Origin of the sequence: Coprococcus sp. AF99-45 (assembly GCF_027663865.1) — a bacterium.
GTDB classification, from domain to species: domain Bacteria; phylum Bacillota; class Clostridia; order Lachnospirales; family Lachnospiraceae; genus Allocoprococcus; species Allocoprococcus comes.
Window position 1 is genome coordinate 36,179 of the sequence record NZ_JAQDGZ010000012.1, and the last position, 22,713, is coordinate 58,891.

The 22,713-nt window shown below is 41.4% G+C and carries 32 protein-coding genes and 1 tRNA gene; 5 read left to right on the forward strand and 28 right to left on the reverse strand.

The genetic code is table 11. The features are described from left to right. Positions 1 to 7 precede the first annotated feature (7 nt). From rpmD to rpsJ, 20 genes are all read right to left on the reverse strand, one after another. A complete protein-coding gene (gene rpmD, locus PGR14_RS09920; RefSeq protein ID WP_008372557.1) occupies positions 8 to 190 on the reverse strand; it encodes a 50S ribosomal protein L30 in 183 nt (60 codons plus the stop codon). Positions 191 to 203: 13 nt separating this feature from the next. Continuing rightward, on the reverse strand, positions 204 to 713 hold the full coding sequence (gene rpsE, locus PGR14_RS09925; RefSeq protein ID WP_008372554.1) for a 30S ribosomal protein S5: 510 nt from the start codon (positions 711 to 713) through the stop codon (positions 204 to 206). Between the two features lie 15 nt (positions 714 to 728). Next, entirely contained in the window at positions 729 to 1,097 is a 369-nt protein-coding gene (gene rplR, locus PGR14_RS09930) for a 50S ribosomal protein L18 (protein WP_008372552.1), read from the reverse strand. Positions 1,098 to 1,116: 19 nt separating this feature from the next. Continuing rightward, on the reverse strand, positions 1,117 to 1,659 hold the full coding sequence (rplF, locus tag PGR14_RS09935; RefSeq protein ID WP_008372550.1) for a 50S ribosomal protein L6: 543 nt from the start codon (positions 1,657 to 1,659) through the stop codon (positions 1,117 to 1,119). 133 nt (positions 1,660 to 1,792) lie between these two features. Next, positions 1,793 to 2,194 carry a 30S ribosomal protein S8 gene (gene rpsH / locus PGR14_RS09940; protein WP_008372548.1) on the reverse strand — a complete coding sequence of 134 codons (402 nt, stop codon included), beginning with the start codon at positions 2,192 to 2,194 and terminating at the stop codon, positions 1,793 to 1,795. A 19-nt stretch (positions 2,195 to 2,213) separates the two neighbouring features. Then, the gene (locus PGR14_RS09945) at positions 2,214 to 2,399 is read right to left on the reverse strand and encodes a type Z 30S ribosomal protein S14 (protein ID WP_008372546.1); all 186 of its coding nucleotides are present in this window, start codon (positions 2,397 to 2,399) and stop codon (positions 2,214 to 2,216) included. A gap of 13 nt (positions 2,400 to 2,412) precedes the next feature. Further along, positions 2,413 to 2,952: a 50S ribosomal protein L5 gene (gene rplE, locus PGR14_RS09950; RefSeq protein ID WP_008372545.1), complete on the reverse strand. Its 540-nt coding sequence runs from the start codon at positions 2,950 to 2,952 to the stop codon at positions 2,413 to 2,415. A gap of 23 nt (positions 2,953 to 2,975) precedes the next feature. Then, positions 2,976 to 3,287, reverse strand: coding sequence for a 50S ribosomal protein L24 (gene rplX, locus PGR14_RS09955; protein WP_022220190.1), 312 nt, complete (start codon positions 3,285 to 3,287; stop codon positions 2,976 to 2,978). Between the two features lie 12 nt (positions 3,288 to 3,299). Then, positions 3,300 to 3,668 (reverse strand): 50S ribosomal protein L14, encoded by a 369-nt coding sequence (gene rplN, locus PGR14_RS09960; protein WP_008372541.1) that lies wholly within the window; start codon positions 3,666 to 3,668, stop codon positions 3,300 to 3,302. Positions 3,669 to 3,704: 36 nt separating this feature from the next. Beyond that, positions 3,705 to 3,959, reverse strand: a complete 255-nt coding sequence (gene rpsQ, locus PGR14_RS09965; RefSeq protein ID WP_022220191.1) for a 30S ribosomal protein S17 — start codon at positions 3,957 to 3,959, stop codon at positions 3,705 to 3,707. A 29-nt stretch (positions 3,960 to 3,988) separates the two neighbouring features. Next, positions 3,989 to 4,195 carry a 50S ribosomal protein L29 gene (gene rpmC, locus PGR14_RS09970; protein ID WP_008372537.1) on the reverse strand — a complete coding sequence of 69 codons (207 nt, stop codon included), beginning with the start codon at positions 4,193 to 4,195 and terminating at the stop codon, positions 3,989 to 3,991. Then, complete coding sequence (rplP, locus tag PGR14_RS09975) at positions 4,185 to 4,622, reverse strand: 50S ribosomal protein L16 (RefSeq protein WP_008372535.1); 438 nt, start codon at positions 4,620 to 4,622, stop codon at positions 4,185 to 4,187. Before rplP ends, rpmC begins: the two co-directional genes overlap by 11 nt. After that, positions 4,622 to 5,278 (reverse strand): 30S ribosomal protein S3, encoded by a 657-nt coding sequence (gene rpsC / locus PGR14_RS09980; protein ID WP_008372532.1) that lies wholly within the window; start codon positions 5,276 to 5,278, stop codon positions 4,622 to 4,624. The genes rplP and rpsC overlap by 1 nt, the downstream gene beginning before the upstream one ends. Positions 5,279 to 5,289: 11 nt before the next feature. Beyond that, complete coding sequence (gene rplV / locus PGR14_RS09985; protein WP_008372530.1) at positions 5,290 to 5,676, reverse strand: 50S ribosomal protein L22; 387 nt, start codon at positions 5,674 to 5,676, stop codon at positions 5,290 to 5,292. Positions 5,677 to 5,707: 31 nt separating this feature from the next. Beyond that, a complete protein-coding gene (gene rpsS / locus PGR14_RS09990; protein WP_008372528.1) occupies positions 5,708 to 5,989 on the reverse strand; it encodes a 30S ribosomal protein S19 in 282 nt (93 codons plus the stop codon). A 25-nt stretch (positions 5,990 to 6,014) separates the two neighbouring features. Next, positions 6,015 to 6,857: a 50S ribosomal protein L2 gene (gene rplB / locus PGR14_RS09995; RefSeq protein ID WP_022220192.1), complete on the reverse strand. Its 843-nt coding sequence runs from the start codon at positions 6,855 to 6,857 to the stop codon at positions 6,015 to 6,017. 69 nt (positions 6,858 to 6,926) lie between these two features. Further along, a complete protein-coding gene (rplW, locus tag PGR14_RS10000; RefSeq protein WP_008372525.1) occupies positions 6,927 to 7,232 on the reverse strand; it encodes a 50S ribosomal protein L23 in 306 nt (101 codons plus the stop codon). Next, a complete protein-coding gene (rplD, locus tag PGR14_RS10005) occupies positions 7,232 to 7,852 on the reverse strand; it encodes a 50S ribosomal protein L4 (protein ID WP_008372524.1) in 621 nt (206 codons plus the stop codon). Before rplD ends, rplW begins: the two co-directional genes overlap by 1 nt. Positions 7,853 to 7,882: 30 nt before the next feature. Beyond that, complete coding sequence (gene rplC / locus PGR14_RS10010) at positions 7,883 to 8,563, reverse strand: 50S ribosomal protein L3 (protein ID WP_008372522.1); 681 nt, start codon at positions 8,561 to 8,563, stop codon at positions 7,883 to 7,885. 90 nt (positions 8,564 to 8,653) lie between these two features. Beyond that, a complete protein-coding gene (gene rpsJ / locus PGR14_RS10015; protein ID WP_008372521.1) occupies positions 8,654 to 8,971 on the reverse strand; it encodes a 30S ribosomal protein S10 in 318 nt (105 codons plus the stop codon). Positions 8,972 to 9,442: 471 nt separating this feature from the next. On the opposite strand from rpsJ, the gene PGR14_RS10020 reads away from it, so the two are divergent. Together PGR14_RS10020 and PGR14_RS10025 are read left to right on the forward strand one after the other, a co-directional pair. Then, positions 9,443 to 9,985: a nitroreductase family protein gene (locus tag PGR14_RS10020; RefSeq protein WP_055248943.1), complete on the forward strand. Its 543-nt coding sequence runs from the start codon at positions 9,443 to 9,445 to the stop codon at positions 9,983 to 9,985. Between the two features lie 425 nt (positions 9,986 to 10,410). Beyond that, complete coding sequence (locus PGR14_RS10025; RefSeq protein WP_008372514.1) at positions 10,411 to 10,602, forward strand: hypothetical protein; 192 nt, start codon at positions 10,411 to 10,413, stop codon at positions 10,600 to 10,602. 636 nt (positions 10,603 to 11,238) lie between these two features. On the opposite strand, the gene PGR14_RS10030 is transcribed toward PGR14_RS10025, so the two are convergent. Further along, positions 11,239 to 13,365: a hypothetical protein gene (locus PGR14_RS10030; RefSeq protein ID WP_270223327.1), complete on the reverse strand. Its 2,127-nt coding sequence runs from the start codon at positions 13,363 to 13,365 to the stop codon at positions 11,239 to 11,241. A gap of 196 nt (positions 13,366 to 13,561) precedes the next feature. On the opposite strand from PGR14_RS10030, the gene PGR14_RS10035 reads away from it, so the two are divergent. Further along, positions 13,562 to 14,182: a TetR/AcrR family transcriptional regulator gene (locus PGR14_RS10035; RefSeq protein WP_270223328.1), complete on the forward strand. Its 621-nt coding sequence runs from the start codon at positions 13,562 to 13,564 to the stop codon at positions 14,180 to 14,182. A gap of 115 nt (positions 14,183 to 14,297) precedes the next feature. On the opposite strand, the gene PGR14_RS10040 is transcribed toward PGR14_RS10035, so the two are convergent. From PGR14_RS10040 to PGR14_RS10070, 7 genes are all read right to left on the reverse strand, one after another. Then, positions 14,298 to 14,771: a glycine/sarcosine/betaine reductase component B subunit gene (locus tag PGR14_RS10040; RefSeq protein WP_008372507.1), complete on the reverse strand. Its 474-nt coding sequence runs from the start codon at positions 14,769 to 14,771 to the stop codon at positions 14,298 to 14,300. An 11-nt stretch (positions 14,772 to 14,782) separates the two neighbouring features. Beyond that, positions 14,783 to 15,547 (reverse strand): proline reductase cluster protein PrdD, encoded by a 765-nt coding sequence (gene prdD, locus PGR14_RS10045; protein WP_022220194.1) that lies wholly within the window; start codon positions 15,545 to 15,547, stop codon positions 14,783 to 14,785. Between the two features lie 177 nt (positions 15,548 to 15,724). Then, positions 15,725 to 16,450 carry a D-proline reductase (dithiol) protein PrdB gene (prdB, locus tag PGR14_RS10050; RefSeq protein ID WP_082421153.1) on the reverse strand — a complete coding sequence of 242 codons (726 nt, stop codon included), beginning with the start codon at positions 16,448 to 16,450 and terminating at the stop codon, positions 15,725 to 15,727. A 21-nt stretch (positions 16,451 to 16,471) separates the two neighbouring features. Next, a complete protein-coding gene (locus tag PGR14_RS10055; RefSeq protein WP_022220196.1) occupies positions 16,472 to 16,753 on the reverse strand; it encodes a CBO2463/CBO2479 domain-containing protein in 282 nt (93 codons plus the stop codon). Between the two features lie 11 nt (positions 16,754 to 16,764). After that, positions 16,765 to 18,636 (reverse strand): D-proline reductase (dithiol) proprotein PrdA, encoded by a 1,872-nt coding sequence (prdA, locus tag PGR14_RS10060; protein WP_173685270.1) that lies wholly within the window; start codon positions 18,634 to 18,636, stop codon positions 16,765 to 16,767. Positions 18,637 to 18,713: 77 nt separating this feature from the next. Beyond that, positions 18,714 to 20,042 carry a proline reductase-associated electron transfer protein PrdC gene (prdC, locus tag PGR14_RS10065; protein WP_270223330.1) on the reverse strand — a complete coding sequence of 443 codons (1,329 nt, stop codon included), beginning with the start codon at positions 20,040 to 20,042 and terminating at the stop codon, positions 18,714 to 18,716. Between the two features lie 421 nt (positions 20,043 to 20,463). Then, positions 20,464 to 20,561: transfer RNA gene (locus PGR14_RS10070), tRNA-Sec, on the reverse strand. A gap of 145 nt (positions 20,562 to 20,706) precedes the next feature. Between PGR14_RS10070 and PGR14_RS10075 the strand changes: the two genes are divergently transcribed. Beyond that, positions 20,707 to 21,738, forward strand: coding sequence for a proline racemase family protein (locus tag PGR14_RS10075; RefSeq protein WP_008372492.1), 1,032 nt, complete (start codon positions 20,707 to 20,709; stop codon positions 21,736 to 21,738). A gap of 136 nt (positions 21,739 to 21,874) precedes the next feature. Then, entirely contained in the window at positions 21,875 to 22,462 is a 588-nt protein-coding gene (locus PGR14_RS10080) for a TetR/AcrR family transcriptional regulator (RefSeq protein ID WP_008372489.1), read from the forward strand. Positions 22,463 to 22,713 lie beyond the last annotated feature (251 nt).

Genomic DNA, 22,713 nt, shown 5'->3' on the forward strand with positions numbered 1-22,713 from the left:
CTAAGATTTATGCTTCTTCTTCTACTTTTACCAGATGTCTTACCTGCTGAACCATTCCTCTGGTTGCAGCGTTATCCGGAAGGACAACTGTCTTATTAACCTTCTTAAGGCCTAATGCTTCTACTGTTCTTCTGTGTTTCGGAACAGCACCGATTGTTGATTTTACTAATGTGATTTTTAAATTTGCCATTGTAATCTCCTCCCTAGCCTAAGATCTCTTCTACAGTTTTACCGCGAAGTTTAGCTACGTCTTCTGGAGCTTTCAGCTGACTTAAACCTTCGATAGTAGCAAGTACTACGTTCTGTTTGTTGTTAGATCCGAGAGATTTTGTACGGATGTTCTTGATACCTGCAAGTTCGATTACGGCACGAGCCGGTCCACCTGCGATAACACCAGTACCTTCCGGAGCTTTTTTCAGAAGTACAGAAGCACTTCCGAATTTTCCAATATAATCATGTGTAATACTGTCGTTTTCATCTAAAGTAACTTTGATAAGTTTCTTCATAGCATCTTCTTTTCCTTTGCGGATTGCTTCCGGAATTTCAGCTGCTTTTCCTAAACCTGCACCAACATGGCCGTTTCCGTCGCCAACAACTACTAAAGCTGTGAATCTCATGTTACGACCACCCTTAACAACTTTGGTAACACGTTTGATTGATACTACTTTTTCGGTAAGTTCTAACTGATTAGCATCAATACGTTCCTGTTTCATGTGTCCGTCCTCCTTCTAGAAATTCAAACCAGCTTCTCTTGCTGCGTCTGCTAATGCTTTGATTTTTCCGTGATAGATAAATCCTCCTCTGTCAAATACAACAGAAGTGATACCTTTCTCGATTGCTTTCTTTGCAATTACTGTTCCAAGGTATGCTGCTGCTTCAACGTTGTTGGTTTTTTCCAGTTCTGCTTTCACATCTTTCTGAAGAGTGGAAGCGGAAACCAGAGTGTTTCCAACTGTATCGTCAATAATCTGAGCATACATATGATTATTACTTCTAAACACAGCGAGACGCGGTCTTTCAGCTGTACCACTGAAACGGTTACGCAGTTTTCTATGTTTATTTACACGAACTTCGCTTCTTGATTTCTTACTAACCATTTGTTCACACTCTCCTTACTTATTTTTTACCAGTTTTACCAACTTTACGTCTGATAACTTCATCAGCATATTTGATTCCCTTGCCCTTATAAGGTTCCGGTCTTCTCTTATCTCTGATTTCAGCTGCGTACTGGCCAACTTTTTCTTTACTGATTCCCTTAACGATGATTTTGTTCTGTCCGTCAAGAACAGTTTCGATTCCTTCCGGATCTTCCATCTCAACCGGGTGAGAGTATCCCAAATTCAATGTTAATTTGTTTCCTGATTTGGAAGCTCTGTAACCTACACCGTTTACTTCAAGAACTTTTTCATATCCTTCAGTAACACCGATTACCATGTTGTTGATCAGTGTTCTTGTAAGACCATGAAGAGATTTCATCTTCTTGAGATCGTTCGGTCTTGTTACGATAACTTCTTCGCCTTCTTTTTTGATTTCCATTTCAACTGGAAGTTCTCTTACGAGAGTTCCCTTAGGACCTTTAACAGTCACTACATTCTTCTCTGCGATTTCAACAGTTACGCCTGCCGGGATCGCTACTGGATGTCTTCCGATACGTGACATACCTTTTACCTCCTACACTTACATTTTCGGAACAGCACCTTATGGCTGCTCTGTTTTCAGTTGCAATTTATTGAGTATCGAATGAAATCACAGGAAATATGATTTCATTCGTTTTCTCCATTTTATCTGGTTATTACCATACGAAGCAAAGAACTTCTCCGCCTACGCCGAGCTTTCTGGCTTCTTTGTCTGTAATCACGCCCTGATTTGTAGAGATGATTGCAGTTCCAAGTCCTCCAAGTACTCTCGGAAGTTCGTCTTTACCAGCGTAAACACGAAGACCTGGTTTAGAAATCTTTTTGATTCCAGAAATAACTTTTTCGTTCTTATCTGCACCATATTTTAATGTGATGCGGATTGTGTTGAAGTTTCCTTCTTCTACGATGTCATATTTTGTGATGTATCCTTCGTTAACGAGAATGTCAGCGATAGCGATCTTCATCTTTGAAGCCGGAACATCTACTGTATCATGTTTTGCAGTGTTTGCGTTACGGATTCTTGTAAGCATATCTGCAATTGGATCACTCATAGTCATTGTGGATTATCCTCCTTTTCTACCAACTTGCTTTCTTTACGCCCGGAATTTCACCTTTGTATGCCAGTTCACGGAAGCATACACGGCAGATTCCATATTTTCTTAAATATGCATGTGGACGTCCACAGATTCTGCAACGATTATATTCTCTTGTAGAGAATTTCTGTTTGCGCTGCTGTTTCAGTTTCATTGCTGTCTTTGCCATGAAAATTTCCTCCTTATTTTGTGAATGGCATGTTGAACTGTGTTAACAATTCACGTGCTTCTTCGTCTGTATTAGCAGTTGTTACGAAGATAACATCCATACCTCTAACCTTATCTACTTTATCATATTCGATTTCTGGGAAGATAAGCTGCTCCTTGATACCAAGAGCGTAGTTACCTCTTCCGTCGAATGCGTTCGGATTAACTCCTCTAAAGTCACGTACACGAGGCAGTGCAAGGTTGATGAGACGATCAACGAACTCATACATCTTTTCTCCTCTTAAAGTAACTTTGCATCCGATAGCCATTCCTTCACGGATTTTGAAGTTAGCTACTGAATTTTTAGCTCTGGTCAGAACTGCTTTCTGTCCAGTGATCTTTTCCATATCAGCTACAGCTGAGTCTAATGCTTTTGCATTGTCTTTTGCTTCGCCAACGCCCATGTTGATAACAACCTTGTCGAGCTTCGGCACTTCCATAATATTCTTATAACCAAATTTTTTGATCATTGCGTCAATGATCTCGTTCTGGTACTGTTCTTTAAGTCTACTCAAAGCCTTTGACCTCCTTCCTAGAACTAATCAATTACTTCGCCTGTTGATTTTGCAACACGTACTTTTTTGTCTCCATCAAGTTTGAAACCTACTCTTGTAGCTTTTCCCTTGTGAACATACATTACGTTAGATGCATCGATCGGTCCTTCCTGATGAAGGATTCCGCCTTCCGGATTAGAAGCGCTTGGTTTAGCATGTTTTGTTCTCATGTTAACGCCTTCTACCAGGACTGTACCGTTTTTCTGATCTACTGCGATTACTTTGCCTTCTTTGTCTTTATCTTTTCCAGCGATAACTTTAACGGTATCGCCTTTTTTGATCTTCATTGTTGACATACTCGAACCTCCTTACAGTACTTCCGGAGCCAGTGAAACAATTTTCATAAACTGTTTCTCACGAAGTTCTCTGGCTACAGGTCCAAAAATACGAGTTCCTTTTGGGTTTTTGTCATCTTTAATAATAACAGCAGCATTTTCATCGAATCTGATGTATGATCCATCTTTACGACGAGTGCTGTTTACAGTACGAACAACTACAGCTTTAACGACATCACCTTTTTTAACAACGCCGCCTGGTGTTGCATCTTTAACCGAAGCAACGATTACATCACCGATAGCTGCATATCTTCTTGTAGAACCGCCTAATACACGGATACAGAGTAATTCTTTAGCACCTGTATTATCTGCTACTTTTAATCTGCTTTCTTGCTGTATCATGCAGGTAAACCTCCTTATACTTTTATCAAAGTCAAACTATTTAACTTTTTCTACGATTTCAACAAGTCTCCATCTCTTATCTTTAGATAACGGTCTTGTCTCCATAACTTTTACTCTATCACCAATATTGCATTCATTATTTTCATCATGCGCTTTCAGTTTGTAAGTTCTTTTTACGATCTTATTGTAAAGCGGATGTTTTACATGGTCTTCTACTGCAACGACGATTGTCTTGTCCATCTTGTTGCTTACAACCTTACCAACTCTCGTTTTTCTCAGGTTTCTTTCCACGGTTATACTCCTTTCTGAATATCACCTAATTAAGCATTCTGGCTTTTTTCTGTGATCACTGTCTGGATTCTTGCGATATTCTTTCTTACTTCTTTGATTCTGCTTGTATTATCTAACTGATTTGTTGCGTTCTGGAATCTCAGATTGAAGAGTTCCTTTTTAGCAGCTACTAATTCTTCATTTAATTCTGCAACAGATTTTGCTTTTAAATCTTCTACAAATGTCTTAATTTTCACTGTTATCACCGCCTTCTAAGTCTGCACGAGAAACGATTTTACATTTACATGGTAATTTGTGCATAGCAAGACGTAATGCTTCTTTCGCAACTTCTTCAGGTACTCCTGCAAGTTCGAACATTACACGTCCTGGCTTAACTACAGCTACCCAGTATTCAAGAGTTCCTTTTCCAGAACCCATACGTGTCTCAGCCGGTTTCGTTGTTACTGGTTTATCAGGGAAGATCTTGATCCAAACCTTACCACCACGTTTGATGTAACGTGTCATAGCAATACGGGCAGCTTCAATCTGGTTAGATCTGATCCAACATGGTTCCATTGCTACAAGACCATATTCACCGTTCGTGATCTTGTTTCCTCTTAATGCTTTACCTTTCATGGAGCCACGGAACTGTTTTCTACGTTTTACTCTTTTTGGCATTAACATTATTTATCGCTCCCTTCCTTACCTGCCTTTGTTGGAAGTACTTCGCCTTTGTAAATCCATACCTTAACACCAACTTTTCCGTAAGTTGTGTCTGCTTCAGCGAAGCCATAGTCAATGTCTGCTCTCAGTGTCTGAAGCGGAATAGTTCCTTCGCTGTAGAACTCTGTACGAGCCATATCAGCTCCGCCGAGACGTCCGGATACGGATGTCTTAACACCAAGTGCTCCTGATTTCATAGTTCTTGACATGCAAGATTTCATTGCACGACGGAAGGAAATACGATTTTCCAGCTGCTGTGCGATGTTTTCAGCAACGAGCTGAGCATCTTTGTCAGGTCTTTTTACTTCTTTGATGTCAACGATAACTTTCTTATCTGTCATTTTCTGAAGTTCAGCTTTTACTTTTTCGATCTCAGAACCGCCTTTACCGATTACAACACCCGGTTTAGCAGTATAAACGATGATCTTAACACGATCAGAAGCTCTTTCGATTTCAATCTTAGAAACTCCTGCGCTGTATAATTTATTCTTCAGAAATTTTCTGATTTTATGATCTTCTACTAAATAGTCAGCAAAATCTTTTTCTGCATACCATTTAGAGTCCCAGTCTTTGATAACACCGACTCTTAAGCCATGAGGATTAACTTTCTGTCCCATTATTGCCCTCCTTATCTTTCATTAAGCACAAGTGTAATATGACTCATTCTCTTTTCGATTCTGTAAGCTCTGCCCTGTGCTCTCGGTCTGATTCTCTTCATTGTTGGTCCTTTATTTGCGTAGCATTCCTCAATATAAAGGTTTTCAACACTCATACCGTTGTTATTCTCAGCATTTGCGATAGCTGATTCCAATAATTTCTTTATAATGCTTGAAGCGTATCTTGGATTGTATGTTAAAATACCAAGCGCTGTTGTTACATCCTTACCTCTGATGGCATCTAATACGAAGCATGCTTTCTGAACAGAAACTCTGGCGTAAGATAACTTAGCTGAAGGTCTGGTGTCCTTGTTTGCATTTCTTTCTCTCTTAATTTGACTTCTATGTCCTTTTGCCATGGGATGAAACCTCCTTTCAATACGTTAAATATTATCTAACTTTCGATTTCTTTTCGTCTTTTCCATGTCCTCTGTATGTTCTGGTTGCTACGAACTCTCCGAGTTTATGTCCAACCATATCTTCTGTTACATATACCGGAACATGTTTTCTTCCATCATGAACTGCGATTGTATGTCCAACCATAATCGGGAAGATTGTAGAACGACGAGACCATGTTTTGATAACACCTTTGTCTCCTGATGCGTTCATTGCTTCCACTTTCTTAAGCAGGCTTGCGTCTGCGAATGGTCCTTTTTTAAGTGAACGAGCCATAGGTTCTAACCTCCTTGAAAATTAACTATTTGATTCCTCTACCGTCTTTTCTTCTGATGATCAGCTTGTTAGACTGTTTGTTTTTCTTACGAGTCTTAAGACCAAGTGCCGGTTTACCCCAAGGAGTGCACGGACCCGGACGACCGATTCCAGTCTTACCTTCACCACCACCATGCGGATGATCATTCGGGTTCATAACGGAACCACGAACTGTAGGTCTGATACCCATGTGACGTTTACGTCCTGCTTTACCAATGTTTACAAGGTTGTGATCGCCATTTCCAACAACACCAACTGATGCGCGGCATTCGATCGGAACCATTCTCATTTCTCCTGAAGGAAGACGAAGTGTTGCATACTTTCCTTCTTTAGCCATGAGCTGTGCGCTGTTTCCTGCTGAACGAACCATCTGTCCGCCCTTTCCAGGATGAAGCTCAATGTTATGAACCTGTGTACCAACCGGGATAGCTGAAAGCGGCAGGCAGTTTCCTACTCTTACTTCTGCTTCTGGTCCGTTCATAACTTTCATTCCGTCTGTAAGTCCTTCTGGTGCGATGATGTAAGCTTTTTCTCCATCAGCGTAGCAGATAAGTGCGATGTTAGCACTTCTGTTCGGATCGTATTCGATTCCGATTACAGTTGCCGGAATTCCATCTTTTTTACGTTTGAAGTCGATTACTCTATATTTTCTCTTAACTCCGCCTCCGCGGTGTCTAACAGTGATTTTACCCTGATTGTTACGTCCGGCAGTCTTGCTCAGAGAAACTACTAAAGATTTCTCCGGTGTTGCTTTTGTGATTTCTGAGAAATCAGAGCCGGTCATATGTCTTCTGGAAGGTGTATATGGGCGGTATGTTTTAATTCCCATTACTCTATCTCCTTTCGCATTTTGCTAGTTATTTTTGTCACGGATTTGCACCGTTTAGGTTCCAGTTTCTTACAGTCCCTGGAAGATTTCGATCTCTGCTGATTCTTCTGTCAGCTGAACGATTGCTTTCTTTGTCTTAGCTGTTTTTCCGAATGTCATGGTTCCGCGAACTCGTTTGTTCTTTCCGTCCATGTTGATTGTGTTAACGCCAGCAACTTTTGTTCCTGGGAACATTTTTTCTACAGCTTCTTTGATCTGAGTCTTATTAGCTTCTGTGTGTACAAGGAATGTGTATTTCTTGTCAGCCATAAGAGCCATTGTCTTTTCGGTTACTACCGGTTTAAGGATTACATCATAATACTGAATGTTTGCCATTATGCGTACACCTCCTCGATTGCCTGTACAGCAGCCTTAGTTGCGATTACTGTATTGTATTTCAGGATGTCATACACATTGATTGTGTTTGTCTTAGCAGTTTTAACATCAGCAATGTTTCTAGCTGAAAGTTCTGCGTTTTTGTTTCCGTCTTCCAGAACTACGAGAGCTTTGGATACTGACAGGTTGTTAAGAACATCCTGGAATTTCTTTGTCTTGATTTCATCAAAGTTAATTTCATCAACAACGATGAATTTCTTTTCTTCTACTCTTGATGTCAGAGCGGATTTGAGAGCTGCTCTTCTTTCTTTCTTGTTAAGTTTGAAAGAGTAATCTCTCGGTGTCGGAGCGAATACTACTCCACCGCCTGTCCACTGCGGAGCTCTTGTAGATCCCTGTCTTGCATGACCGGTACCTTTCTGTCTCCATGGTTTTCTTCCGCCGCCGGAAACTTCTGAACGAGTTTTCGCTTTCTGTGTTCCCTGACGTTTATTTGCAAGCTGGCTTACAACTGCCATGTGTACAAGGTGTTCGTTTACTTCTACACCGAATACAGCATCATTTAAGTCGATTGTTCCAACTTCTTTACCTTCGATATTGTAAACAGATACGTTTGCCATCTGTATGTTCCTCCTTTCCTAGTGCCAATCTTAGATAGATTTTACAGATTCTTTAATCGTTACAAGAGATTTCTTTGGTCCCGGAACTGCGCCCTTAACCAGAAGAAGGTTGTTTTCAACGTCTACTCTTACGATTTCAAGGTTCTGAATTGTAATCTTCTTTGCTCCCATGTGTCCTGGCATCTTTTTGCCCTTAAATACTTTACTCGGGTCAGATGCAGCACCGTTGGAACCAGCATGACGATGGAACTTAGAACCGTGAGCCATAGGTCCTCTGTGCTGGTTGTGTCTCTTGATAGCACCCTGGAATCCTTTACCTTTGGAAATTGCTGTTGCGTCTACTTTGTCGCCAGCTTCAAAGATATCTGCTTTAATTTCCTGAGCTAACTGATATTCATCAGCGTTCTCGAATTTGAATTCTTTTACAAATCTCTTTCCTGTTACTCCGGCTTTGTCAAAGTGTCCTTTTTCAGCCTTTGTAACACCGTGTCTGTGCACGATTTCTTTCTTTCCGTTCTTGTCAACGTTAACAATTTTGTCTTTCTTGTCAACGAATCCAACCTGAACTGCGCTGTATCCGTCATTTTCAACGGTTTTGATCTGTGTTACAACACATGGTCCAGCCTGAAGAACAGTTACCGGAGTAAGCACTCCATCTTCGTTGAAGATTTGAGTCATTCCGACTTTGGTAGCTAAGATAGCTTTCTTCATTTTATTTTACCTCCTGTGATTTACAGCGGAACGCCCTTATGGGTGTTCATCCTAAATATTAGGAACTACTGTGTTTTAATTTATTAGAACTTATTTGTTCTTCATTTTGATATCGATGTATACACCAGCTGGCATTTCCAGTCTTGACAGAGCATCTACAGTCTTCTGTGTCGGTGCAATGATATCGATCAGTCTCTTATGGGTTCTCTGTTCGAACTGTTCTCTGGAATCTTTGTATTTGTGAACCGCTCTTAAGATTGTTACAACTTCCTTCTTTGTCGGAAGCGGTACCGGTCCGCTAACCTTTGCTCCATTTTTCTTTACAGTTTCGATAATTTTCTTGGCAGATGCATCTACAAGCTGATGATCATATGCCTTCAATGTGATTCTCATTACTTGACTTGCCATAAAAAAAGTCGCCTCCTTTTCGTACTTAAACCTCAGTACGACAAGCGGTGACTGTACACTTCCCCGTGTGTGTCGTGAGAAACTCACACGTTGTTACTGCATCTCAGCAGCTGTTATGATTTCGTACAGTGACTTGTCGCCAGTTTCCTAACTTGACATTCGCTCCACGGAAAACCTGCCATTCTTCTCGGCAGCAACCTCGCGCTTCTTTGCTATCATGTCACAGCTTTTTTAGTATACCCGATGTTTCTACATTTTGCAAGCATTTTATTTTATTTTTTGTACTTTTTTTCATACAAAATTTTCTTGAAAAATCTTCTCCTTTTGTGCTATTTTTCTTATTCCCTTTTTGCAGTATAATATTCTCATATTCAGCGGGGTACCAGATCCATAGGCTTCTTCGCTAAATGCAGCCTGTCTTTCGATCTTTCCCCACATCATCTTATATAGAATAGAAGGAGGACGCATACTATGCAGACATTAGATGCAATCAAAACAAGAAGAACGATCCGCAAATTTACAGAGGAGCCTGTCTCACATGAAGTGATCGAGAAAATCGTAGAAGCAAGTGCCTACGCTCCATCCTGGAAGAATACGCAGACAGCAAGATATATTATAATAGAAGAAACAGCTCTCAAAAACAAAATTGCCAAAGAAGCTGTCATGGGATTTGAATGGAATACAGGCATCATTCTTGGTGCACCGGTATTGGTTGTTCTCGCTTCCGTTCCGGGGAAAAGCGGTTACGAAAAGGACGGAGCTTATTCCACCTCAAAAAAGGATAAATGGGAAAGGTTTGATGCCGGTATCGCTGCGCAGACCTTCCAGCTCGCTGCTCATGAATGCGGAATCGGTTCAGTTGTCATGGGTATTTTCGATGAGGTAAAGGTAAAAGAACTACTTGGTCTTGACGATACTCTGAATGTATCTGCCCTGATTGCGATCGGTCATCCAGCCATCCAACCGACCGCACCAGCACGTAAACCTGTCCAAGAACTGATCCAGTACCGCTAATCTACAGTAGACGTACGCTTGACCGCTTTGTACAGATTTTAGTGCATAATTTATTCATAAATTTACCATTTTCTTGTTGACACTACCGTGATAAAGTGATATAGTGTAACCAACTTAATCAGAGAGCTAAACCAAGGGCGGTTTCCAACACAAGGATACCGCTTTTTAATAAAGACTTGATTAAGCTACAACATTGGTTGTTATTGCAGTTATATTGTTGCCGGTCGTTTCCCCCAAGAATGATCTTGCAATGATAAAACTCCAATTTATATATACATCCTCTTTGTAGGAGCATTCCCCAGCTTTGTATATAAGGCAAACTGCAATGCAACGAGGAAAAACCTCTCAATGACATACCAAAAAGAAAAGACATGACCTCGAGGGGTCATGTTTTTTCTTTCCAAAAGTAAAGGAGACGTGAAAATATGAGTAGTTCAAGACCGATAGATAACCCGAAAGATCCCCGTACAGACGAAAAACCCGTATTTTCAAAAGAACTGGTGCAGGAAGATCTAAAAGACGAATTCAAAGCAGGCTCCAACTCCGAATGGGCCGCTGATTCCCAGGATGAACTCGAAGACTGGATTGAGGAGCAGGGGATACAGTTGCGGTATTAGATTTTTTGTTAAATAAATACAGATATTTATGCCGGGAAAGCTTCTTTGACTTCCCGGCATTTTTTTCATTCGTATTTTCTTATACATATCTTATATTTTCAAGAAATGATTGCGGAACACGCATAAAAACCAGAAAATAATTCAGCCTTATATTCCAAAGTTGACTTGAAATTGTAAATTCTAAAATAGAGTCACCAAAACAAGGTTTGAAATTTGATTCAATATTATATACTGTTAAAAAGTCAAGCAAGCAGATCACAAATTTTGACCTTGAATTGCATAATCAAAAATCAAATCAATAAAAATGGATGAATTTTTTGACTTTAAATCGCAAACATTAAAAGCAAATCAATAAAATGAAGTTGAAAACTTGATTAAGAATCAGAAAAATTCAAAACCAATCAATACAACCAAGCTTATATGCTTGACTTAGAATCGCAAAACGCAAAAGCGAATCAATATAACAAGCTTAAATGCTTGACTTAGAATTGCAAAATGTAAACGCCAATCAATACAACAAGCTTAAATACTTGATTCAAAATTATAAAACTTAAAAATGAGTCAACAAATCTAATGTCCTGCACTCTTAATACGAAAAGGAGACAGATTCAAAACCTGTCTCCCATGTTCTATCCATTATTTATCACTCACGAAAATGAATTTTACGCTTCCATCCATTCCGTCTGCGATTCCAGAGAAGTTCTTGTATTCTTTGGATGCATCCAGAAGCTCGTTCGCCTTATCAAGAAGTGCATCGATGTCCCCGTCAAATACGCTTACCAGTTTTTCAATTCCTTCTTCGTTGAACTGGATCATACCACTGTTCAGTTCAGCCGCTCCGGAATCAAGCTGTTCTACACCAGATACCAGCGCTCCTGTGCTGCTCTGGAGAGTGTTCAGACCTGTTGAAAGAGTTCCGGCTCCACTATTGAGCTGGGATGCGCCGCTTGTAAGAGTACCCAATCCAGAATCCAAACTGTCAGCACCTTTCTGCAATGTTCCAATTCCACTTAACAGTTCATTCGTTCCAGCTCCGAGTTTTGTTCCCATTTCTCCAACTCCGCTCTGGAGCAATGATATTCCTCTCTGCAAACTACCGTCTGAAGCAAGAGCTCCACTAAGTCCTGCTGTTGCCGCCTTAACGGTTGCTCCTTGTGTGCTGCTTAAAGTTCCATATAATGTAGCAGCCCCTCCACCTATTTCTCCATTAGCAGACAACTGTTTACTGAGTGCATCAGCTCCACTAGCTATACCATTCAATGCGGTCACATACGGATTCTCCACTTCTACTTCCGCCTGAACATCTACTGTCTGTGTTTTTGTTGCACTGATCTGATTAAGTACATTTTCTACTGCTGCCTTATCATTCTCATCCGTCATTTGTTCTGCCAAAGCTGCTATCTGATTATAGATATCTGAATTATCTACTGTGACTTCCTGTTGTTGTTCTACCTGTACAGTCTGCTGATTTCTGCCTAACGCAGCACTAGCTGCAGTCGCTATTTCCCCTGCACTTTTAGATGCCGTTTCCAAACCTGCGCACAAACCTTTTGCTCCGTCTTTTGCCAAGTCCACTCCTTTATCAGCCTGTTCTGCGATTCCATGGATTGTCTCTACACCTGCCTGCACTGAAGAAACTCCATTCGATAAATCTTTCACTCCATCGCTAACCTGAGCCTGCATACCACTCACGCCATCACTTAATGCCTTTACACCACCAGCTAACTGTGAAGATCCCGTTTTAGCACTCTGCATTCCACTCACCAGACTACCAGTTCCACCAGCCAATGTATTTCCACCACTTGCCAGCTGATCAATTCCGCTTACCAGTGTTCCTGATGAAGAAAGCAGTGTATCCAGTCCGTCTTTCAACTGTCCGGAACCATCTACAAGTTTGTTTGATGCATCTTGAAGTTCTGTCATAGAATCCTTCAGTTCATCCAGGCTGTCAAATTTATCGGTACCTACTTCATTGAACACTTCGTTTGTTGCAACTGTAACGGCTTCTACTTTTTCGTAATCTGTCACATCTGCTTCTACTGTAAAGGAATCCGGGATATCCAGATCATCCACCTTGCTACTAACTGATGTAAGCTGTTCTTTCAACTGTGGAAGTCCCATTCCGATCACGATATCTCTGTCACCATCTGAGATTACTTTCCCATTGTCAACAGTTACATTTGAGAATTTCTCGCCATCCATCAGAAGCCCGGTTGCCATCAAAAATGGTGTGTATTTTCCGCTGTCAGCACTTGTATTCTGATATTCATAATGAATCTTTAAGTGTCCACTCTTTCCTTCCAGATCATCTGCGCTGACTTTCTTTCCGTCAAGTTCATAAGTAACCTTCATTCCTACAGGAATCTTCTTTGTGGTTGTTCCCTGATAGCAGATATCTTTCTTATCTCCCTGCCATACCAGTTTACCGTTATTTTCAGAAAAGGTTTCATCACCTTTTACATTCTTGATATCTTTCAGATCTGATACATCATCAATGGTTCCAAGACTCGAAATATTTTTCAGCTGATCCGATACCGTAACATCTTTCTGGTTTCCTGCGTCATCTACTTTTACATATACAGTCTCATCTTTTGTAGGTGTTGCGCTGCTGCTTGTTTTTGTTTCGCTTGTTTTCTTTGTCTCTGTGCTTTTATCTTTATTATCTGCCGCCTGTACATTTACAGATGTTCCTGCAATATTTCCAACTACAAGCGATGCCATAAGTGCAAGTGTAACTAATACTCTGTATTCCCTGTTCTTCATGTTTAAAAACCTCCTGTAAGCCTCTACTGACTTTCCTGTCGGTATGCTTTCTTCTTTTTGACTACTGGTCATTTTCTAGCTCGCACTTACTATAACTCAAAAATGACCACAAGTCAATATTTTTCTACAAAAAAGTTGACTCTGAGTCATTTTGATTTTATAATAAAGATAATTCAAAGGAAAAGAGGAATGAATCATGGGAAAAGTAGATGAAAACAAGCATCAGAAAATGGATGCTCTCTTTCAAAGCGCATACGATTTATTTCTGAATCAGGGAATTGAGAAAACATCAATCAGCGATATAGCAAAAAAGGCCGGAGTTGCGAAGGGAACATTCTATTTATATTTTGCAGACAAATACGAGATACGCGACCGGCTGATCGCACGGACAGCCAGCCGACTTTTCCAGAGAGCACACAAAGCTCTGGAGACAGCCGACATCCCCGAATTCGAAGATAAGATTATTTTTATTGTAGATTACGTTTTAAATACCATGCAGAAAAATAAACTGATTCTGAGATTTATCTCTAAGAATCTCAGCTGGGGCATTTTCAGACAGGCTATCACCAATAATATGCAGGATGATGAGGGTGAAATTCTTGCATATTTTAGTAATATCCTTCTGGATCATCCGACAATCAAACTTCGTGCGCCGGAAACTATGCTGTTTCTGATCATAGAACTTGCAAGTTCTACTTCATACAGCACGATTCTGGACAACGATCCGATGTCGTTTGAAGAATTGAAGCCATATCTTAACGAAAGTATCCGCGCGATCATCCGTAACCATATTATCGAAGATACCGCAGAAAATTAAACAGCAAAAGTCCTGTCAGAATCTGAATATCGAATCCGGATTCTCAACAGGACTTTTCTATATCTTCTTTCCCTGCCAGCTTTACTTTTGACAGTTTTCTTCAATTTTCAAAACCTTAACGCTTCTCATTTTTCCGCATTTTCAGCTTCAGCATTGCAGTAACCTTTTTCGCATCCAGCTCCGTCACATTATTTTCTCCGAGTACATCTGTCTCAATGCCCTCTTCACTTTTATTGATATCCAGAATTTCTCCCAGATGTTCATTTTCTACCACAAACTGGCCAACTGTACCACTGAATTTCAGCCCAGTTACCGGAATTCCTCTGATTTCCATCTGTTCAGCCGTATTTGCGAAATCTACGTCACTGTTTCCCCATCCATCGGACGACAGGATAACTCCGTCTGCCCGCATAGCTTCCGCCCATACTGCCGCACGGGTTCCAACAAGCAATTTATCTGTATTATCATCCGGCGTTCCAACAATTATGATTCCCATCAGATCCAGATCTTCATCCGATGATACCACATCAAGAAGAGGATCCCTGAAATGGTGTAGTGATGTTTCCTTTGTCGATGGTCCAATTCCCATAATCGCACCTCCTACTGCATAGAACGGATAATTCCGTCACGATATTCGTTTGGTGTAACGATCACCGGCATATTTCCCATATCAATGATCGAGCGACCGTTTTCAGTTCCCGAAGGCTCTTTTGCAAATAACGAAGTATCGTACATCGCACCCTGTCCAGCAACCTGTTTTACGATCAAAACACGTTTTTTTCCTGGGCGAACCACATCATGGTACTCATGTCTCTCTGTGCAGAGATCGCCCCTAAACTTCTTCATCTGTTCCCGGAAAATCTGGATAAACTCGTCACAGGCATGGTGAGCTGCAAGTACACCTTCTCTTTCCTGTCCCATTCCAGGTTTCAGAACAACATCAAATGACACAATATAATCATCATCCCCCGGAGTACCCGCACGGTTCAGATACAGCTTCTCTTTCAGATTGCCTTCACTGGACCCAAATTCGTGTGCCTGTTTTCCGTTTTCATCTACACCGGTAAGGATTACATAAACGCCGGTGAGCGTATGCGTAATCCCGTCCCCAATCTTTCCAAGTACTTTGGTCGATATCGGAATGATATCCATCATCGTATTGGTATAGCGGTCATGTTCTCCCGGTCTTATAATCTGTACATCTAATTTGGAAAGTTGTGGATATTTCAGTAAAATTTCATCCAGTATTTTCTTCTCGATCGTCATCTTTCCAGATGCTGTCACTCTATTTTCTCCGCCTTCATCCACCTCAGTAATATGGAAAGCTTTGATCACAAGCCGGCGCAGATCTATTTCTTTCTCCATATAATCATCCTCAATTCTAAATTGAACCCAAATGCGTCCTGGCACATTTGAGGCACGTAGCACCTTTTATCTAACAGGAAATTTCATCAAAATATCCAGTTAAATAAAAAGGACATCTCCGGCAAACCAGAGCTTTCGCCCCAATCCTGCCGGGGATGTCCCCTTTTTACTATTTGATTATACTTTCGCTACATATTCAAACGGCAGCGGAACAACTTTTCCTGGAGTATCCAGCTTCACGAGCTGTTCCAGAGTTGCTTTTACGATGCCTGTCTGCATCTCAACGTTGTGTGGTTCACCAGCGTTAGCTCCCATAGGAACACGCGGAGCAACCGCACGTGGGGTACCGGTCTGACGAACAACCGGCGGAAGCGCAGCAATAATAATTGTAGGAATTCCTGCGGCTTCAATCGCTCTCTGCACCAGAACTGCAGAGCGGTGGCAGGTACCTCAACCAGCGGTGAGGATAACTGCGTCTACGCCTTCCTCTACAAACATCTTTGCAATGGCAGGACCAGTTTCATGTTTGAATTTTTCCTGGTTTCCGCCACCACCCATGAATCCGGCATGTACCGGTGCACATGCTTTGATAAATCCTTCTTTAGCAAGCTCATGGATACGGTCAATCGGGAACATACAGTTGATGTCTTTGTTTACATCACTGTTGTCATATCCACCGTGAGATACCATTAATTCATCTGACGGCATTTTATCTGTTATTTTTCTCCAGGTAAAGTCACCGGCAAGGTTGAATCTCTTCTGATCCTTGTGGTGCACACCTGCTGCTGTGGCGAGGGCAATTGTCATATCCTTCAGTTCTTTTTTCACCGGAGCCCATACTGGCGGCGGAGTTACCGGAACAAAGATTTCTGACTGAAGTCCTTTAACAACGGTCAAACTCATGTCTATTTCCTCCTGATATAATTACACTTCATCATTCTTCTTATGAGACTTCATTTCTTCCTGACGTCTCTGATACGTCTGCAGGTTACTAACATATTTTTCATTGGCGTCCGGTCCAAGCTGTTCGACAAAACTCATATTCCATCCAACTTCCTGTCCTACCACTAATGGATAATCCGTAATCAGCATTCTCATCGGGATTTTCAGATAACCTAATCGTCCCTTCAAATCGATTCCAACACATCCATCATGGATCTCTACGATTACGCCTTCCATATAGATGATCTTATCGCCATATTTCATAGTCATTCACCTTAATCGTATTTTTCTTTTCTCTTCTGGCTCATCGGCAGTGACTGCTCGTTCTTAACCAATTCAATTGTTCTGTCCATAGTCTTTGAAATCAGTTCGATGTTATTTGCTTTTACATTCGGATTCCATTTTCTTTCTGCCTTCTTCACTTCTTCTCCAGCCATTCCAGCTTTCAACATAGCAAGTGCACGGATTGCTTCTTCCTGGCAAAGTGTGTTGCAGGCAAGAACTTCGTTCTCGATTCCTGATTCAGATTTGTTGTTATCTACCATGTACTGCATGTATTTGTTTCCAACTACAAGTGCTCCCTGTACTGCGCAGAATGAAAGTCCAACAACCGGAATTCCTCTCATACCGATCTGTTCGATATGGCTTGCGAAATCGATGTGGTTGTTACCAAATCCTTCTGTTGTAACAAATGCGCCATCAACATCAAGAGCTTCTACCATCATACCAACACGTTTTGATACATAGAATTTCTCTGTATTGATCTGCGGGCTACCTACAAAGATAACACCACAAAGGTCAACTTCTTCATCATGGAGAGTTTCAAGAACCAGTGGTTCTCTCCAGTAATGTCTTGACATTTCTTTTGATGCAGGTCCGATACAGGTAAGTGCATGGATACATCCGTCAAGTACTTCCAGTGGAGATGCCATGATCGGTACGTTTCCAAGGTCAACGTTTGGTCTTGCGCCAAGTACTCCGACTGGTTCCATAGGAAGAATCAGGTTGTCATGCATAGCACCCTGTCCCATGATTTCTTTTACGATAACGACTTTCTTCTTACCAGGTCTTCTTACCTGATTGAATGTCTCTGTATCTACTACAAGGCTTTCGTCTTCTACTTTCTTCAGAGCTTCACGGATTTCCTGTGTGATCACGTCTGTTGCAGAATGTGCAGCAAGCGGGCCAGGTCTTTCCATGTTGGTTCCTTCTTTGATGATAACTTCTGTCTTGATGAAGATCTCACCTTTATCAGGAGCTCCCGGACGTCCCCACATGATATTTTCATCCAGGTATCCTTCGGAAGAACCGAATTCACCAATCTGAACACCATTGTCGTCTGTTCCGGTAACCATCATGATAACGCCATCAAGTACTCTTGTTGTACCTGTACCGATTTCGTCTTCGCCCTCTTTTGTAGCGATCGGCTGTACGTCCATGATTGTATTAGAATAAGTATGGTACTGATCCGGTGTAATGATATCAATCTTTAACTGATGAACCAGTTCCTGTGAAGCAACTGCTTCTTCTTCAATTCCTTCTCGGATGTAAAGAGTTGTTCCTTCGATCTTTGTCTCCGGTCCACGCTTTACTTCTGTAATTTTATAATGCTTTCTGGTAACGCTTCTTACGACTTTCGGTTCCAGCTCTTTTGTCGGTGCTGCGCCTGAAACCACGCCTGCCGGTAATTCTACCTCTGCCGGTACTTCCGCTACTGCAACACCGTTATTAAAACCCATCGGCATTTCGATATCGATATCTTTGCCTTCTCCAATGTGGATTTTTAACACGCCGCCAACTTTCTGTACACTTGCTGTAGGATTTGCAGTAACTGCTGGTGCTTCTTCTTTCACTTCTTCTTTTGCTTTTTCAGCCGGTGCTTCCTCTGCTGCAGGTGCTTTTGCGCCTTCGACAAGATCAGCTGTAAGTGGTGTAAGAGAATCGCAGGTCTTAACAAGCTTTGCTCCAAGTACCTGTTCGATTGTAAGTGTTCCATCAAGTTTCAGAAGTCCTGAATCTACCAGATCATCAAAGATAGCCGGATCTTCAAGGTTTGCAGCCTGGATTGTAATGCCGCCTTCTGCTCTACAGCATAATACTGCAGGATCTTTTGCATGTTCTTTTGCGGTTTCCGCTGTAATTGACATAATAATTTCCTCCTTGTTAATTTAACAATAACTCAATTAACTATTTATACACTCACCGAAGTGAGGTATCAACTTATCTATTTACCTTCCGGTAACTGTTCTACCTGTTTTGAAACACGCAGATATCTGTAAAGTGGATGTCCGATTGTACGCATTACATGGTCTGTCTGGTGGAATACCTTAAGTCCCATCTTCGGTGCTGATCCCATTACTGTATTTGAACAGTCTGAGCAGTTACCAATAATAATGTACTCGCATCCATCCTTCTTGAACTGGATATTATTCTTAGCCTGTCCAGGACAGTTTCCAGGTCTTTCGCATTTAAGCGGAGCTCCCGGTTTGTTTTCAATTGCCTGTTTACATCTGGCTACTGATTTCACTACACCATTCATCTTCTGACAAATATCTCTCATACGTTCTTCGCTACCACCGCAGGCACATACCAAAAGACCTACACTTGCACCATGAAGATCCGGGAAATCAATTGTAACAATGATTCCACCAGTTGTCTTTGTGATCGGTGCATCCTCTGTAGTAGCATGTCCGGTAAATGGACCACCCATGATGATTTCCCCATATACACCATCAATACCACCGGCACGTTCGATCATTTCCCCAACGCTTGTGCCGACCGGTACACCCATAAATACATGTGGCTCATTACCGCCATTGATCTTACCGATAACAGTAAGGTTCTTAGAAAAGCATGGCTTTCTCTCTTCAATTGCTTCCGCAACTCTTGCAAGAGTTTCTACATTACAGACAATTGCATTCGCTGCTGACGGAAGCTGTGTTGTATTCAGTTCGATTCCAAGACATTCTCTTACAACCGCACGTTCTTCTCCCATCGGATAAATATCCGGAAGTAAGTGGATCGTGATCGCCTCTTCATCTTTTAATGCCTCGCGCAGTGCCTTTACTGCTTTTTCATTTTTCTTCTTAATTGCAAAAATAGCTTTTGATGCATTGGAAATCTCCATGCAGTGTTTTACTCCGCGGATAACTTTCGCACAGTCATCTTCCAGCTGCTGAATGTTATGACGAAGTCCAGGCTCACACTCCGCTGCATTTACAAGGATATATCCTCCCTGCAGATCTGTTCCGAGTTTTACACCTGTCGGGAATCCGGCGCCACCCATTCCGACAACACCTGCCGCTTTTACCATATCAAGCTTGCTGCCTTCCGGAATCTTTACATATTCATCCTTCTGTTCTTCATCCGGCTTGATGATGATACGGTCTTCCAGTACGTCTTCTACCACACCATATGCACTTGAAAAAATATTAGCTCCAAGGCCTGTCGGTGTTGCAATCAGAGTCCCTTTTTCTACTCTGTCTCCGGCTTTTACAACCGGTGCACAAGGAGCTCCTACATGCTGACGCAGCAAAATCTGTAAGTTTGCCATGTCTCTTCTCTTCCTTTCTCCTCTACGTCGAAATCTATATCTTATCTTGTCCTACGCGTATTTGACTATAGTTTAACAAATAGATATATTTTTTTCAATAGCATTTATAGATTTTCACTTTTCATGTTGGACTCAATACTAGAATCTAGTCTAGTGATTGATCTGTACTATAGTCTATATGATTTTACTTGAAAATTCAATATCTTTTTTATATATAATCTATTTATTTTTTTCATCGGTTCTGTCTGATTTTTACAGATTGTCTATTTTTTCTCATTTTACTTATCCGTATTATCTATAAGTATTCTGTCCAAGAGGATTTACGTCAAAAGAGAAAAGCCACCGTACTGTTTCCCCAAAAACAATACAGCAGCTTTTCTCTTTATCTTTTTAAGGCTTTTCGCCCAAAAACCTCTCTTTTTGGCGAGGGCATGTGGGAATCGAACCCACCCAGGACGCTCCTAACGCCCCACACTGGTTTTGAAGACCAGGAGACACACCAGTTATCCATCTACCCCCATATATTGATTATTCCAATCAAGCTTATTTATTATAGCAAATTACCATTGACTTTTCAAGTGTTTTCGTACATAATATTTTTAAAGAAAACTGAACTGCATACTAGACTCTAGTCTGGTCTTTCAACTAAGGAGGAATATTAAAAATGGAAATCAATCCAAAACTGAATCTTGACGCATTTGAGGCATCTTTCCATGCGATCGACACACATACAGTTGGGGAATTTACAAGAATCATTACATCAGGTTTCCCGAAGCTTGAAGGGGATACCATGATCGAACGTAAGAACTTTCTTGCAAAGCATTACGACAAATACCGTCAGGCTCTGATGTTTGAGCCACGTGGACATCATGATATGTTTGGTGCTCTTCTGACAGATCCGATCCACCCAGAAGCTGATTTTGGTGTGATCTTCATGGACACTGGAGAATATCTGAATATGTGCGGCCACGGAACAATCGGTTCGGTTACAGCAATCATCGAAACAGGACTTGTTCCTGCCGTAGAACCTTATACAGAAGTTGTTCTGGATGCTCCTGCAGGAATTATCCGTACCAAAGCAGAAGTCAAAAATGGAAAGGTACTTAATGTAACACTTACTAATGTACCGGCTTTCCTTTACAAAGAAAACCTCACCACAGAAGTTGATGGCAGAGAAGTTCACTATGATATTTCTTTCGGCGGAAGCTTCTTCGCACTTGTTGATATCGAACAGTTCGGATGGCACGTAGATCCACAGTCAATCCCACAGCTTACCGATTTCGGTATGAAGCTGATTGAAAAGGTCAATGCCGAAGTAGAGATCCAGCATCCGGAACTTGATATCACAACTGTCGACCTTGCAGAGCTTTACTGCTCTACCGATACTCCTGGATGTGACAAACGTAATGTCGTTATCTTCGGAGATCATATGGCCGACCGTTCTCCTTGCGGAACCGGAACCAGCGCAAAGCTCGCCACCCTTTACAAAAAAGGTGAAATCAAAGTCGGACAGCCTTTCGTATATGAAAGCTTTATCGGCTCTCAGTTCAAAGGCGTAATCTTAGACACTACAAAGGTTGCCGACTATGATGCCGTTATTCCGCAGATTACCGGAAGTGCTTATCTGACAGGGGAAGCTACTTATGTGATCGATCCAGATGATCCGTTAAAATATGGCTTCAAAGTAGGCCGTTAAGTCAAAATCTTTCAGGAGACAGAGCTATGTATATGGCTTTGTCTTCTTTTTTTGTAAACAAATTACTTTCTTGTTATTTCATGTCCATTCTGCTATAATAAAAAAAGATTACTATTTTCAAAGGAGGGGAATTTTCATGCCAAAGAAAAGAAGTTCCACCAAAAGCCGTATCATAAAAGCCGCGTGGAATCTATTCTACAAGCATGGTTATGAACAGACCACTGTTGATGAGATCATCTCGGCTTCTAAGACCTCAAAAGGAACCTTTTACCACTATTTTAAGGGAAAAGAAGCTCTTCTCAACACACTTTCTTATCTGTTTGACGAAAAGTATGAAGAGCTTGCAGGAATCGTAGATCCGGATCTTTCTGCTTATGACAAGCTGTTATTTTTTAACCATGAACTATTTCATATGATTGAGACCAGTGTCGATGTCGGGCTTTTAGCCTCCCTCTACTCGTCCCAGCTAATCACCAAGGATAAGCGCTCCCTTCTTGAAAACGATCGTTACTATTTCGTGTGGCTCACTGAGACAATCAGCACTGCGCTGAAAAATGGAGAATTCAACGGCACCAGTACTGCCGATGAACTTCTGAAGATTTATGCAATGTACGAACGTGCTGTTCTTTATGACTGGGCATTATGCAAAGGCAAGTATTCTCTCACCGCATACAGCGACAAGCTTCTTCCACATGTACTTGACCAGTTTGTAGAAGGATTTTAATTCTGTCATTTTTTTCATTGACAGTATAGACACCCTTCTGCACATGGATCATCGCACTACAATCGAGTAGGCTGACTCCTACTCGCTTCTTATACTTGGTACATCATCTCGCTTAACAGCTCGATGATGCACATTCGTCAAATGCAGATCCTTGTGCAAGCACAAATCTGCACTTGACTCATCGTATACACAAAAAGACCAGAACCCGCCCCACTACCAGGGCATTCTGGTCTTTTTCTTTTCACTGCCGC

Coding starts and splice junctions, on each gene's coding strand:
- rplN (WP_008372541.1), bottom strand. CDS start 3,668: ATGATACAGCAAGAAAGCAGATTAAAAGTAGCAGATAATACAGGTGCT.
- PGR14_RS10025 (WP_008372514.1), top strand. CDS start 10,411: ATGAGTAGTTCAAGACCGATAGATAACCCGAAAGATCCCCGTACAGAC.
- rpsC (WP_008372532.1), bottom strand. CDS start 5,278: ATGGGACAGAAAGTTAATCCTCATGGCTTAAGAGTCGGTGTTATCAAA.
- rplV (WP_008372530.1), bottom strand. CDS start 5,676: ATGGCAAAAGGACATAGAAGTCAAATTAAGAGAGAAAGAAATGCAAAC.
- PGR14_RS10030 (WP_270223327.1), bottom strand. CDS start 13,365: ATGAAGAACAGGGAATACAGAGTATTAGTTACACTTGCACTTATGGCA.
- PGR14_RS10040 (WP_008372507.1), bottom strand. CDS start 14,771: ATGGGAATTGGACCATCGACAAAGGAAACATCACTACACCATTTCAGG.
- PGR14_RS10080 (WP_008372489.1), top strand. CDS start 21,875: ATGCCAAAGAAAAGAAGTTCCACCAAAAGCCGTATCATAAAAGCCGCG.
- rpsJ (WP_008372521.1), bottom strand. CDS start 8,971: ATGGCAAGTCAAGTAATGAGAATCACATTGAAGGCATATGATCATCAG.
- rplF (WP_008372550.1), bottom strand. CDS start 1,659: ATGTCACGTATCGGAAGACATCCAGTAGCGATCCCGGCAGGCGTAACT.
- rplR (WP_008372552.1), bottom strand. CDS start 1,097: ATGGTTAGTAAGAAATCAAGAAGCGAAGTTCGTGTAAATAAACATAGA.
- rplX (WP_022220190.1), bottom strand. CDS start 3,287: ATGTCAACAATGAAGATCAAAAAAGGCGATACCGTTAAAGTTATCGCT.
- rplW (WP_008372525.1), bottom strand. CDS start 7,232: ATGGCAAACATTCAGTATTATGATGTAATCCTTAAACCGGTAGTAACC.
- PGR14_RS10035 (WP_270223328.1), top strand. CDS start 13,562: ATGGGAAAAGTAGATGAAAACAAGCATCAGAAAATGGATGCTCTCTTT.
- rplP (WP_008372535.1), bottom strand. CDS start 4,622: ATGTTAATGCCAAAAAGAGTAAAACGTAGAAAACAGTTCCGTGGCTCC.
- rpsH (WP_008372548.1), bottom strand. CDS start 2,194: ATGACTATGAGTGATCCAATTGCAGATATGCTTACAAGAATCCGTAAC.
- PGR14_RS10020 (WP_055248943.1), top strand. CDS start 9,443: ATGCAGACATTAGATGCAATCAAAACAAGAAGAACGATCCGCAAATTT.
- PGR14_RS10075 (WP_008372492.1), top strand. CDS start 20,707: ATGGAAATCAATCCAAAACTGAATCTTGACGCATTTGAGGCATCTTTC.
- PGR14_RS09945 (WP_008372546.1), bottom strand. CDS start 2,399: ATGGCAAAGACAGCAATGAAACTGAAACAGCAGCGCAAACAGAAATTC.
- rplD (WP_008372524.1), bottom strand. CDS start 7,852: ATGGCAAACGTATCTGTTTACAATATCGAAGGTAAAGAAGTTGGAACA.
- prdD (WP_022220194.1), bottom strand. CDS start 15,547: ATGGAGAAAGAAATAGATCTGCGCCGGCTTGTGATCAAAGCTTTCCAT.
- rplC (WP_008372522.1), bottom strand. CDS start 8,563: ATGAAGAAAGCTATCTTAGCTACCAAAGTCGGAATGACTCAAATCTTC.
- prdC (WP_270223330.1), bottom strand. CDS start 20,042: ATGGCAAACTTACAGATTTTGCTGCGTCAGCATGTAGGAGCTCCTTGT.
- rpsS (WP_008372528.1), bottom strand. CDS start 5,989: ATGGCTCGTTCACTTAAAAAAGGACCATTCGCAGACGCAAGCCTGCTT.
- prdA (WP_173685270.1), bottom strand. CDS start 18,636: ATGTCAATTACAGCGGAAACCGCAAAAGAACATGCAAAAGATCCTGCA.
- rpmD (WP_008372557.1), bottom strand. CDS start 190: ATGGCAAATTTAAAAATCACATTAGTAAAATCAACAATCGGTGCTGTT.
- PGR14_RS10055 (WP_022220196.1), bottom strand. CDS start 16,753: ATGAAATATGGCGATAAGATCATCTATATGGAAGGCGTAATCGTAGAG.
- rpsE (WP_008372554.1), bottom strand. CDS start 713: ATGAAACAGGAACGTATTGATGCTAATCAGTTAGAACTTACCGAAAAA.
- rplB (WP_022220192.1), bottom strand. CDS start 6,857: ATGGGAATTAAAACATACCGCCCATATACACCTTCCAGAAGACATATG.